This window comes from Hymenobacter jejuensis, from assembly GCF_006337165.1.
In the GTDB taxonomy this organism is placed as follows: domain Bacteria; phylum Bacteroidota; class Bacteroidia; order Cytophagales; family Hymenobacteraceae; genus Hymenobacter; species Hymenobacter jejuensis.
In genome coordinates, this window is the sequence record NZ_CP040896.1 from 247,618 (window position 1) to 260,413 (window position 12,796).

The 12,796-nt window shown below is 58.7% G+C and carries 6 protein-coding genes; 1 reads left to right on the top strand and 5 read right to left on the bottom strand.

Going from position 1 to position 12,796, the window contains the following annotated elements; genetic code table 11:
- Position 1: 1 nt before the first annotated feature.
- Positions 2-3,160: a glycoside hydrolase family 2 TIM barrel-domain containing protein gene (locus tag FHG12_RS00890; RefSeq protein ID WP_139513683.1), complete on the bottom strand. Its 3,159-nt coding sequence runs from the start codon at positions 3,158-3,160 to the stop codon at positions 2-4.
- A 302-nt stretch (positions 3,161-3,462) separates the two neighbouring features.
- Here FHG12_RS00890 and FHG12_RS00895 point away from each other — a divergent pair, with 302 nt between their 5' ends.
- Positions 3,463-6,282, top strand: a complete 2,820-nt coding sequence (locus FHG12_RS00895; protein ID WP_139513685.1) for a S9 family peptidase — start codon at positions 3,463-3,465, stop codon at positions 6,280-6,282.
- 94 nt (positions 6,283-6,376) lie between these two features.
- On the opposite strand, the gene FHG12_RS00900 is transcribed toward FHG12_RS00895, so the two are convergent.
- From FHG12_RS00900 to FHG12_RS00915, 4 genes are all read right to left on the bottom strand, one after another.
- Positions 6,377-8,419, bottom strand: coding sequence for a glycoside hydrolase family 127 protein (locus FHG12_RS00900; RefSeq protein ID WP_139513687.1), 2,043 nt, complete (start codon positions 8,417-8,419; stop codon positions 6,377-6,379).
- Between the two features lie 55 nt (positions 8,420-8,474).
- The gene (locus FHG12_RS00905; RefSeq protein ID WP_139513689.1) at positions 8,475-9,458 is read right to left on the bottom strand and encodes a family 43 glycosylhydrolase; all 984 of its coding nucleotides are present in this window, start codon (positions 9,456-9,458) and stop codon (positions 8,475-8,477) included.
- Positions 9,459-9,686: 228 nt separating this feature from the next.
- On the bottom strand, positions 9,687-11,555 hold the full coding sequence (locus FHG12_RS00910; RefSeq protein WP_139513691.1) for a glycoside hydrolase family 35 protein: 1,869 nt from the start codon (positions 11,553-11,555) through the stop codon (positions 9,687-9,689).
- Between the two features lie 6 nt (positions 11,556-11,561).
- Positions 11,562-12,731, bottom strand: coding sequence for a glycoside hydrolase family 43 protein (locus tag FHG12_RS00915; RefSeq protein WP_230471240.1), 1,170 nt, complete (start codon positions 12,729-12,731; stop codon positions 11,562-11,564).
- Positions 12,732-12,796 lie beyond the last annotated feature (65 nt).

Below are 12,796 nucleotides of genomic sequence, written 5' to 3' on the forward strand. Positions count from 1 at the left end.
CTTACGGCTGCGGCGCCTTGTCATCCACTAGCCGCAGGGTATAGCTGTAGGAATACGTTTTGTCGAGCAGGCGGTAGGCATCGTGCGGCAAAGCACCCCAGCTGTTGTCGCCGCCCACGCCACGCTGCTTCAAATCGACGTTGACGAACACCGCGCCGCGGGGCCGCAGGTCGGTGGGGTGCTGCTGCTTTTTGGTCAGGCCGGGGTCGAGGTCTTCGGCCCGGTACGGCAGAGCGCTAAAGCAAATAGGCTGCTGTAGTCCTTCCAGACGCAAGCCGAGCCCTTCGGCGTTGGTCAGCGTGACCCAGCGCACGTCGGTGCGGTAGCCGCTTTCCTGGGGCCGGATGTAGGTGCGGGTAAACTGCCCGGCCACCGAATCACGGTACGTGCCCAGCAGCGCGGCCGAGTTGCGGTCGTTGTAGTTTTCCCACGGCCCGCGGCCGTAATACTGAATGCGGCTGAACTGCCGGGGCAATTCCAGGCGCATCCCGAAACGCGGCAACTCCGGCAACTCTTTGCTTGTCAGGTCAATAGCTGCCGTTACCTGTACGGCGCCGTCGTCGCCGATCAGGTAAGCCACGGTGTAAGGCGCGCCAAGGTCCGTCAGCAGATACTCTACTTTAATGGGCAAACCCGCCGCCGACTGTTCGCCTACCGTCACGCGCTGCACCTTGCGGGCGGCGTGGGCCGTGCGCCACACGCCCAGGCTTTGCGGCATGCCGTTGCCGAAGTCGTTGTCGGTGGGCGCGCGCCAGAAATACGGTTCGGGATAGCTGCCAATCACGGATTTGTCGCGCAGACGGTAATCAGTTAAGCGGCCCTGCTTGGTGTTGAATTCCCCGCGCACATCGCCCGAGGTAAAGGTGAGCTTGTCGCCGTCCCGCTGCACTTGCAGGGCACCCGCGCGAGCCGGTGTTGCAGAGAAATACGTGGCGGCCGGCGTCAACAGAAACTGCTCGCGAGCGACCTCGTGGCCCGCCGGCACTAGCGGCGCGGCGCTTTTGGTTTGGGCAAAGACGTTGAGGACGTATTCCGCGCCGGCCTGCTTGGGCAGCGAAGGCACGGGCAAGCGAACCTCTTTCTGTTGCTGCGGAGCCAGCTTCACGGCAAAGTTGCCCTGCTTCGCAACTACCCCATTACGAAGCAGTTCCCAGCGGAAAACGTATCCATCTAAGTCACTGAAGCTAAAGCCATTGTGCACCGTAACGCGGCCGCTAGCGGGTTGCGCAGCGCTGAAGCGGATGTCCTGGTACACCTTTTTTACCTCGTACAAGCCGGGATGCGGGGTGCGGTCGGCAGCTACCAGGCCGTTGGCGCAGAAGTTCTCGTCGTTTTGGCGCAAATAGCCACCCAGGTCACCGCCGTAGGCATAGAAAAGGCGGCCGTCGGGCGTGCTGGTTTTCAGACCTTGGTCTACCCAATCCCAGATAAAGCCGCCCTGCATGTGGGGGCTGCTGCGAATTATATCCCAGTATTCCTGAAAGTTACCGTTGCTGTTGCCCATTGCGTGCGAGTATTCGCACATGATGTAAGGCCGGGTTTTGTCGGTGGCCGTGGCGTATTTTTTCATCGAGTTCATGCCCGGATACATGGGGCACACGATGTCGGTGTCAACGTCTTCGCCGGCCTGCTCAAACTGCACGGGGCGGCCGGGGTCGCGCTGCTTAATCCACTTGTAAGCGTCGTGAAACACCGGCCCGTTGCCACACTCATTGCCCATCGACCAGATGATCACCGACGGGTGGTTTTTGTCGCGCTCCACCAGCCGCTCAATGCGGTCGAGGTGGGCGGGCGCCCACTGGGGCAGGTAGGCCGGGTGCTTGGTTTTGTCGAACCAGCCCTGCAATTCGGCTCCGTAACCGTGGGTTTCGATGTTGGCTTCATCAACCAGATAGAAACCGTACTCGTCGCAGAGCTTGTACCAGCGCTCGTCGTTGGGATAGTGGCTAGTGCGCACCGCGTTGATGTTGTGCTGCTTCATCAGTTCCAGATCGTGGCGCATGCCCGCTTCGGTCACCGTGCGGCCCGTAGTCGGCTCCAGCTCGTGGCGATTTACGCCGTGCACTTCCAGCGGCACCCCATTGACCAGCAGCTGGGCATTCTTAATCTCAACTTTGCGAAAGCCCACTTTGCAGCCGGTCAGGGCCAGCGTTTTGCCCTGGGCATCTTCCAGCGCGAGGCGGCACTGGTAAAGCGTCGGCGTTTCGGCCGTCCAGGGGCGCACGTTTTTGATGCTGCCGCTCAGCCTGACGGTTTGCGTACCGGTGGCGCTGAGCGCGGGCACCGCCTGCTGCTGGCGCAGCACGGTTTTGCCGCTGGCATCCACTATTTCGACGGCGACACGGGCTGGCGCGCCGGCCGTGGTAGCGAAGTTGCGCAGCGTCACATCGGTGCTGAGTTGGCCGTTGCGATAGCTCGCATCCAGGTCGCCGTGCACGAAAAAGTCCCAGATAGTTTGCTTCGGCAGACTGTAGATGGCTACGTCGCGGTCTATGCCCGAGAGGCGCCAGAAATCCTGATCTTCGAGATAACTGCCATCATGCCAACGCGTTACCTGCACCGCCAACACGTTCTCCCCTTCCTTCAGGTACGATGTAATGTCGAACTCAGCCGGCGACTTGGCTACCTTGCTCATGCCCACCCGCTGCCCGTTGACATATACTACGGCGTAGCCCGAAATCGAGCCGAAGTTGAGCAACACTTCGCGCCCGGCCCAACCGGCGGGCACCGTGAAGGTGCGCCGGTAGCTGCCCACCGGGTTGTCGCGCCCATCGATAAACGGGGCGTTTTTGGGGAAAGGGTACACGATGTTGGTGTAAATCGGGGTGCCGAAACCCTGGATCTCCCAGTTCGACGGCACGGCAATGCTCTTCCAGGCAGCATCGTTGAAGCCGGGCTGCTGGAAATCAAGCGGGCGGTCGGCGGGGCGCGGCACGTAGCTGAATTTCCAGTCGCCGTTGAGCGACTGGTAGTAAGGCGAGCGGCGGTAGTCGTCGGCGGCAACGTCGGCGGCGCGCTCATACACCATGAAGCTGGCGTGCGGCTTTTCCTTGTGCTGCTCAAACACCTGCGGGTTTTCCCATTCGTTGGGGGTCGGCTGGGCGGAGGCAACCCCGCCGGCCAGCAGCAAGGCGGCGGTCAGAAAGCGAGAAACGGCCATGTTGGGTGGGTTAGGAAGCGACCGGCGGCGTGCGCTTCGGGCAGCTTGGGCGGTCAGAAAATCGGGCTGCAAAGCCTTACTACAATAGTAGCATCCGGCGCGCCAGCCGGCGCGGGGCATTTTGGGAGATTGGGGGGTATAAATTCGTCCGCACACGGACTTTATATTTCATTCTTCTTAGTTTTAACATGATTTCATCCGCACTGTGCTTACGCGGCTGGTGTATCGCTTGTAGTTCCGATTAGCGGCTTGGAGGCTGCACATTTTTCTACCCCCTTATTTCGGGAATACCCCCTTTGTGAATGCACAAGTCCCTTTCGCTTTTGGCCTGCTTAGCCGTTGGCTTTCAAACCGTAGTAGCGCAGCAGCCTGCCAAGAAACCCCTCGATCACTCCGTCTATGACCAGTGGCAAAGCGTTGTTAATCAGAAGATTAGCAACAACGGCAAATATGTACTGTTTCAGGTGAAGCCCCAGCAGGGCGACGGCACGCTGCACCTCAAAACGGCCACCAACCGCACGCTCCGGCTCGTGAGCCGCGGCGATTCGGCCCTGTTCTCCGCCGATTCCAAGTTTGCGGTGTTCAGCATCAAGCCTCAGTATCAGGTAGTTCGGCAGGCCAAAATCAAAAAGAAAAAGCCCGCCGATATGCCCAAGGATTCGCTGGGCATTTATGCCCTTGAGTCGGGCAAGCTCACGAAGTATCCGAATGTCCGGTCGTTTCAGCTGGCCGAAAAAGCGGCGGCCGTGGCTTTTTTGGCCGTGAAGCCGGCGGTGAAAGACTCGCTGAAAAAAGCCCCGGTCGATACGGTCAAGAAGATCACCGACCAGCTGCTCGAAACCAAAAAAGAAGGCGCCACCCTCACCGTCATCAACCTGCTGACCGGCACCAAGCGTCAGTTTGAGGCTGTCACCGATTACCAGATCAGCAAGCTGGGCAACAAAGCGGCCTTTGCCGTGTCGGCGCCCAAAAACAGCAAAACCATTAAATCGGGGCTGTATGTGTACGACCTGGCTTCCGGAGATGTAAAGCTAATTAGCTCTGGGAAAGGCGTTTACAAAAACCTGGCTTTCGACGATGCGGGCAAGCAGCTGGCCTTCGCGGCCGAAAAGCACCCCGAAAAAGCGCTGGTCAAGCCCTTCAGCCTGTACTACTCCGATTTCGGGGCCGACAGCGCCCGCGTGCTGGTGCAGCCGGGCGCCAAAGTCCTGAAAACGGGCTGGTCGCCCAGCGGCTTCGGCAAGATCATCTTCAGCGAGAGCGGCGATAAGCTGTTTTTCGGCACCGCCCCCGACCCTATTCCGCAGGATACTACGCTGGTGGAGTTTGAGCACGCCAAGCTGGACATCTGGAACTACAAAGACGACTACTTGCAGCCCATGCAGCTGAAAACCCTGAAAAAGGACCTTCAGCGCAACTACCTGGCGGTTATCTACCCCAAGCAGGGCAACAAATTCATCCAGATCGAAGATCAGTACCTGCCCGAATCATTCGTGGCCGAACTCAACGATGCCGAGTATGTGCTGGCCACTACCGACACCAGCAAGCGGGTTTCGATGCAGTGGGAAGGCACGACGTTGAAGCAGGCGTACCTGGTTTCGACGCTCACGGGCGAACGCATTGCCATCAACCCGAAGGCGGCTAAAAGCCGGTTTCAGCTGTCGCCGAACGGCAAGTATGCCGTGTGGTACGATTACGCTTCCAAAAACTGGTTTTCCTTTTCGGTGGCCACCCGCAAAACTACTAACCTGACCGAAAAAGCGGGCGTTTCCTTCACCGACGAAGAAAACGACTCGCCCGACGATCCGCAGCCCTACGGCATTTCGGCCTGGACCAAAAACGACGAAGCCGTGCTGATCAACGACCGCTACGACATCTGGAAAATCAATCCGGCAACCGGCGCGGCCACCAACTTCACAAACGGCGTCGGGCGCACCAACAAGCTGATATTCCGCTACACCATTCCGGTCGAGAAAAAGAAGTTTATCGAGCCGAAGGATAACCTGTGGCTGCTCGTGCAGAACGAAACCAACAAGCAGTGGGGCTACTATAAAAAGAACATTGCCAGCACCAAAAGCCCGCAGCTCGCGGTGATGGCGCCATTCGGTTATTCGACGCTTATTCAGGCCAAAAACTCGGATAACTTCCTCTATACCAAGTCCAACGTCAGCGAGTCGGCAAACGTGTACGTGAGCAGCGACCTGAAGAAGGAAAAGAAGCTCAGCAGCATCAACGCCCAGCAGAAAGACTACAACTGGTTTACGGCCGAGCTGGTGCACTGGACCACGCCGAAAGGCTTCAAAGCCACGGGCGTGCTATACAAACCCGAGAACTTCGACCCGGCCAAAAAGTACCCGATGGTCGTGTATTTCTACGAAAAGCTCTCCGACGGCCTGTACAAATACACGGCGCCCGCCCCTACTCCTTCGCGGCTGGATATTGCCATGTTTGCCAGCAACGGCTACCTGGTTTTCACGCCCGATATCAGCTACACCATCGGCGCGCCGGGCCCTTCGGCGGTGGAATATGTGAACTCCGGAGTGGATGCGCTGAAGAAAAACAGCTGGGTAGATGCGGCGCACGTCGGCATCCAGGGCCAGAGCTGGGGCGGCTACCAGGTCGCGTATCTGATCACCCAAACCAACATGTACGCGGCCGCCTGGGCCGGCGCGCCGGTTGTGAACATGACCTCGGCCTACGGCGGAATCCGCTGGGAATCAGGCATGAGCCGGCAGTTTCAGTACGAGCACACGCAGAGCCGCATTGGCGGCACGCTGTGGGAAAAGCCGGAGCTGTATATCCAGAATTCGCCGCTATTCTCGCTCCCAAAGGTGCAGACGCCCGTGGTCATCATGTCGAATGACGCTGATGGCGCCGTGCCGTGGTACCAAGGCATCGAGATGTTTACCGACTTGCGGCGCCTCAACAAACCCGTTTGGCTGCTGCAATACAACGGCGAAGCGCACAACCTGGTGAAGCGCGAAAACCGCAAGGACATCTCGATCCGGGAGCTGCAATTCTTCGACCACTACCTGAAAGGGGCGCCTGCCCCCGTGTGGCTTACAACCGGCGTTCCGGCCGTGGAAAAAGGCCGCAACTGGGGCCTGGATATTCCGAAATAATAACCTAAAAGCCGTAAAGGCGGAGGCCCTAGAAAGACAACTATTTGACTATCAAATAGTTGCCTTTCTAGGGCCTCCGCCTTTATTTGGGGCGCTATTTGAGTTGTTCGCGCTCCATAGCTGGCCGCGTTACGAGGTCTACATCCAGCACTTTGGCCGGAAACCACACCGTCATTTCGCCCTTGCCCCGGTTGGCCCAAGCGTAATACGGAATCGCCGTGAGCGTCTGGGTTACGGTGCTGATGGTGTTGGCCGCTTCATCAACTTTTACGGCGGGCACGGTCGCCGTCAGCGTGGTGATGCCATTGAGCAGGCTGGGCTGGAAGTTGGTGGCAAAAGACGTGGTGGGCGGCACAATCAGGTTGGTCGCCTTGCCGTGATTGTCGGTCCACTCGGCACAATACATGATGGGGCCGCGTTGCAAGGCCACTTTGCCCAAGTCGTCCTGCACTTTGGCGTTGGCCACCACCTGCCGCACTTCCATAGGAAGGGTCACTTCTACCACATCGTTTTTGTGCCACTTGCGCGGGAGCACGGCATACCCTTTGCGCATTGTGTACTGCACGGGCTTGCCATTGATTTTGATGCTGACTTTCTGCTCCGAGGGACCTGCAAAGCGGTACAGATCAGAGGGCATGGCTTCCCCCCTCGCCCAGCCCGGAATCCGCACCAACAGATTGAAGTCCAGTGGCTTATCGGGATTTACCGTAAACTTCAGGCCGCCGTCCCAGGGGTAGTTGTTTTGCTGGGTGAGTTGCAGCGGTTGCTTGCCCACCTTCAGCAAGGTCGTGCTGCTCACAAACAGGTTGACGTACACGTCTTTATCGTGCTGGGCGTACACGTAGCCGGGCAGCGACGGAAACAGGCGAGCCAGGTTGGTGGGGCAGCACGAGCAATCGAACCAGCCGGCGCGCGCAGGCTCGGTTTGAGCAAAGCTGGCGCTGTTCTTAATCTGCATGGCATTGGAGTAAAAGAACGACTTGCCGTCGAGTCCTACGCCCGAGAGCAGGCCATTGTAGAGCACCTTCTCCATGATATCGGCGTACTTGGAGTCGCCGTGGAGCTGAAACATGCGCTGGTTCCAGTATACATCGGCCACCGACGCGCAGGTTTCGTTGTAGGCTGTGGCGTTGGGCAGCTCGTAGTTGTTGCCAAACCGCTCGCCGCCGGGCACGGCACCCGTACCGCCCGTCACGTAGAACTTCTTGGAAACCATGTTGTTCCAGATGGTATCCACGGCGGCTAGCAGTTGCTTGTCGCCGGTGAGGGCCGCTACGTCGGCCATGGCCGAATACAGGTATTCGGCGCGCACGGCGTGGCCTTCGGCTTCTTTTTGAGCGATTACGGGCTTATCGTCCTGCCAGTATTGCCCGTTTTTCCACACGTCGTTGCTCTTGGGGTCGTAGCCTTTGTACTGGCCGCGCTGATCGAGGAAAAACTTGGCCGTTTGCAGGTATTTGGGCTGGCCGGTTACGCGGTAGAGCTTCACCAGACCCATCTCCACGATTTCGTGGCCCGGCGCTACGCTCAGCTTGCCGGGGCCGAAAGTGGCGCACACTAAGTCGGCATTTTTCAGGGCGATGTTGAGCAGGCTTTTTTTACCAGTAGCCTGATAATGAGCCACTGCCGCCTCGTAGAGATGGCCCGCATTGTAGAGTTCGTGGCTCAGCTCGCGTTCTTTTTCCCACCGCTTCATGCCTGCCCAAGGGTGCGGATGCGCCGGATCGATGGTGCGAGCCGTGTACAGATAGCCGTCGGGCTCCTGAGCCGCCCCTACCTTGGCAATCAGGGCTTCCACGTAGGCGGCAAGCTGCTCATCGGGGTACAAACTCATTGAGTATGAGGCTCCTTCGATGGTTTTGTAAATATCGGTGTCGTCGAAGGGAAACGTGGTGGCAAATTTGCCTTGCCGGGCCGCCGCCATTTCGAAGTTCTTGACCCGGTTGGTAGCCTCGCAGCGCTGAAACGAAGCCGGAATGGTGACGTCGGTATTCGTTTTGAGGCGCGGCAACCAGAAGTTATCGGCCAACTTTACTTGCGTGAAGGAAACCGGCCGGATGGGGTAGTCAGCAGCGGTCTGTGCGTGAGAGGCACTCGTTATAGCTAACATCCAGCCAATCAGAATCTTACGTTTCATAGTAGGAAGTTTGGGAAATAAGCGACACGGCATCAGTCCTAAAGATCGGCATGATTTAGGGCCGAACCGTCCTGCTTTTTCCGGTTTTTATGCTGGTTTTTTGCACCGGCTCAAATACATCAACCGGCAAGATATTCCCCTGCGCATCGAAGCGCATCGGCGACAGGCAGGTCTCGCGGTTGTAGCCGTTGCCTCCCGGAATCTTGAAGCGATGGTAAGCAATGACCCATTGGTCGGTGCCAGGAATCTGCATAACCGAGTGATGGCCAGCGCCTTTCACTACACCCTTGCCTTTCAGGATGGGGTTGCCGAGGGCTTTAACAAAAGGCCCCATCGGCGAATCGGCGGTGGCGTATGCCACCGAATAGCGCGGGTCCCGGGTGTCGTACTCCGACCACATCAGGTAGTATTTGCCCTGGCGCTTTAAGGCGAAAGAGCCTTCGTTGTAGCCCGCTGGCTTGAACTCTACCACCGCAGCCGGATCGAAGGAAATCATGTCGGGGTTGAGCTTCACCACGTGGCACATTCCCTGCCCAAAATAGAGGTAGGCCGCGCCATCGTCGTCTACCAACACCATCGGGTCGATGGTCTGGCCTTGAAACTGGCCCTTCGCGACCAGCGGCTTGCCCAAGGGGTCTTTAAACGGGCCCGTGGGCTTGTCGGCCACGGCTACGCCGATGCTTTGCGCGGCCGAGTAATAGTAGTAGTACTTGCCGTTGCGGGTGGCAATGGCCGGCGCCCAAGCCCGCTGGGTGGCCCAAGTCAGGTCGCGGGGCAAATCGAGGATGACGCCTTCGCTTTTCCAGTTCACCAAGTCCTTCGATGACCAGCACGTAAAGGAGGTCGACAGCCAGCCTTCGGTGCCGTCGGTGGTTGGGTACAGGTAGTAAGTCTGGCCAAAGGCGGCCAAGTGCGGATCGGCGTACACGCCCGGCAGCGCGGCGGCGGGCGCATGCAGCGTATCGGCCGGGGCGCGCTGGGCTACGCTCGGTGCACTTACCCAACAGCTAATAACCAGTGAAAGAATAAGATAGCGCATGGGCAGTGTTTCGTAAAATGCGGCGAACGTGCGGTACCACCCAGCGGCGCAGCCAGGTTCCTATCCCTGGCGGCCACGTCTTCGAGCGAAGCAAAGCATTTCCCTCTGTAGCTGCGACAGACTCACATCCCCTAATGAGTGCCGCAAGGTCGAATGCTCCGGTTGGTACCGCACGTTGCGATGTTGCAAGCCAATGCCCGATGGCATGGCTATGGTATTGATTTACAATTAATTGGCTTTACGGGCTTCACCGTCGGCTTTCACCACGTCCAGAATGGGCTTGTCCACGCCGGTGAGCTTATCTTGCTGAGATTTAAGAAGTTCCAGCACTACTACTTCATTCGCTCCTTTCCGGAGCCACTCGGCCGGCACGTACAGTGTCTGCTGCGGACCGACTTCCCAGTAGCGGCCCAGGTTATGGCCATTAACCCACACGCTGCCTTTGCCCCACTGGCTCATGTCGAAATACGTGTCGGCGGGCTGGGTGAGCGTGAAGCTGCCGCGCCGCAGCACCGGCGCACTGCTTGCCGACAACGCCTTGTTGCTCATGGATTTAGCCACCGAAGCAATGTCATCGAAAGGCAATTTGAAATGCTGCCAGTTGGTGATTTCAGCCCCGGCAAAACTCACCTGCTCTGTGATGCCCTTGCGGTTTTGGTTGAGGTAGGGCCCGAAGTTGAGACGGCCCAAGTTCTCCACCAGAATGTCGAGCGTCACAGTGCCTTTCGGCAGCGTGATTTCTGCTTGGTCCTGCCCCAGTCGGCGGTCCAGGGTAGCAACGCGCTGCCCGTTTACGAACACCAAGCCGTAATCACGCAACTCCTTGATTTTGAGCACTCCCTTACGCCCGCCGGGCACTTGGGTGCGGTAGAGCACGAAGCCGTAGGCTTGGTTCAAATCCTCAAAAGTCTGCGGCTTGGTGCTTACCACAGGCTTGGGCAGATTGGTCAGCAGACTGGTGGCCGCGCTCATGCTGATGGCCGGCACGCGCATGGTCGGCTTGGCAGCGGGCACTGCGGGCAGTTTTACACCGGCCGGCAGATGCTTTTCAATTACTTGCCTGAAAGCCATAAACTTAGGCGTGGCATTGCCAGCTTCGTCCAACGGTGCATCGTAGTCGTAGCTGCTGGTTTGGGGCTCGAAGTGGGTGGAGTCGCCTTTGTAGTTGGCCCCGTTCATGAAGCCGCGCGTCGTGCCCCCGTGAAACATGTACATGTTGATAGAAATACCCGCCGTCAGCACCGAATCGAGGCGCGGCGCATACCGGGCCGCGGGTACGGTGTGGTGCGGCGCGCCCCACCAGTCGAACCAAGCCGGGTACCACTCAGCGATATAAAATGGCCCTTTCCCGTCGTGGTAAGTCCGGACCAACTTCTTGATTTCCTTGGGCTTATCCAAGCCATTTACGGCCGGCATCAGGCCCGGCAAGTAGCCGTCCTTTACTTTATCGGCGGGGTCGCAGGTGTAGAGCAAGCCATCGAAGCCCGCCTCCTGAAACATCTTGCGATTCAGGGCGAGATAGTCTTTGTCGTTGGAGTAGAAGCCGTATTCGTTCTCGACCTGCACCATGAGCACGGGCCCGCCGTGGTTGACTTGCAGCGGCGCCAACTGCTTGGCTACTTCCTTGAGGTAGCGGCCATAGGCAGCCAAGTACTTAGGATCTTTGCTTCTGACCACCAAGCTTTTATCCTTCTGCAACCAGTACGGATAACCGCCAAATTCCCACTCGGCGCATACGTAGGGGCTGGGCCGCAGCACCACCCACATGCCCTCTTCTTGGGCAATTTTTACAAAAGCGGCGATGTCGTTGTTGCCCGCAAAGTCGTACTTGCCGGGCTGGGGCTCGTGCACGTTCCAGAACACGTAGGTGCCGATCGTGTTCAGGCCCATGGCTTTGGCCATCCGGATGCGCGCGCGCCAAGCTTCGCGGGGCACGCGCGGGTAATGCAACTCGCCGGATATCATCTGAAACGGCTTGCCATCAAGCAGGAAAGACTCGTCGCCTAGCGCGAACGCATGCTTCGGTGCTTGGGCGTAGGCCGGAGTTGAAAAGGCCAGGGCACTCAACAACGCTGCTTTTATAAACGCCTTAACCATAGGTACTTACAATTGCTTGTTAAAAAAGGTTAAATCCCATGCGTCCAGCCACTTGATGCTGGGCTGGTTGTTTTTGAACTGCACGGGCAGCCACAGGTAGCGGCTGTCTTTCAGGTCTTTCGGGTTCCAGCGGTCGGCCATAAAGATGAAGGCATCCTTGCGGCCCGCTACCGGCAGCACGTAGGTCGATTGGCCGCCAAACGTAAGCTTGGCATTAGGCCCCGTGATGGGGTCGCCGAGCGGCTGCCAAGGTCCCAAAAGGGAAGTCGCGACGTGCACCGAAGCCTCGTTGGGGTCCCAGCCGGTGCAGCCGCTGGTGATGAGGTAGTATTTGCCACCCGTTTTGAACAACGCCGGGGCCTCGCGGTGGTTGCTGAACAGCATGGTATCCTGCGCGGTGGCGGTCAGGTAATCGTCGGAGAGGCGGGCCAGGCGCAGGTCGTAGTTTTCGCGGGACGAATACACGTGGTAAGCGGCGCCATCGTCGTCGACAAACAAGCCCATGTCGCGCGACATGTGGCCGTTGGGCCGGAAACTGCTCACGTACCGAAACGGCCCGGTCGGCTTATCGCTGACGGCCACCCCGGCGCGGGCCGCTTTGTAGCCTTGCCCCTTCAGCTCGAGGTGAAACCACATCACGTACTGCTTGGTCTTGGCGTTATAAATCACTTTGGGGCGCTCCATCAGGCAGCCCGCCGCGATATCGTGCTGCGGGTCGGCGGACGGCGTGAGGGCGACGCCTTCGTACTTCCAGTTGTAGAGATCTTTGGAGGAATACACCGTCACGCCTTGCTCTTGGTGCTGCGCCCGTTTCTCGCCGTACCAATAATAGGTTTTGCCAACCAGCAGCACCCCGCCCCCGTGCGCATTGATGAGGTTGCCGTCGGTGTCGTACCACAGTTCGCCGGGCTTGAAGGACGTGTTCTTTGTCTTGGCCGGGGCCGACGACGAAGGCTGGGCAACCACCAGCGCCGGGGCCAGCAGCAAGGCCAGCGCAAGGGTCGCGGAAGAAAGAGTAGGCATGAAGAGGAAGTTTGCGAACCGGATGGGAGGCAGCAACAGGGCGTAGTGGCGGGGCAGAGCAGCAAACCAGAGCGGCCGAGTGCGAGGCATCCGGTCCAGGGGCAAGCGCCCGAGCATCTTGTGAATGGCCGTGGTAGCTTCCCGGTTTTTCAAGTCCCTAAAAGTACACGCGCGGGCACCCCATTGGCCGGGGCCTTTTTAGCCAAAAAGAGGGGGCA

Excerpts from the sequence above, each read along its gene's own strand:
- FHG12_RS00890 (WP_139513683.1), bottom strand. The coding sequence starts at position 3,160 with ATGGCCGTTTCTCGCTTTCTGACCGCCGCCTTGCTGCTGGCCGGCGGG.
- FHG12_RS00895 (WP_139513685.1), top strand. The coding sequence starts at position 3,463 with ATGCACAAGTCCCTTTCGCTTTTGGCCTGCTTAGCCGTTGGCTTTCAA.
- FHG12_RS00900 (WP_139513687.1), bottom strand. The coding sequence starts at position 8,419 with ATGAAACGTAAGATTCTGATTGGCTGGATGTTAGCTATAACGAGTGCC.
- FHG12_RS00905 (WP_139513689.1), bottom strand. The coding sequence starts at position 9,458 with ATGCGCTATCTTATTCTTTCACTGGTTATTAGCTGTTGGGTAAGTGCA.
- FHG12_RS00910 (WP_139513691.1), bottom strand. The coding sequence starts at position 11,555 with ATGGTTAAGGCGTTTATAAAAGCAGCGTTGTTGAGTGCCCTGGCCTTT.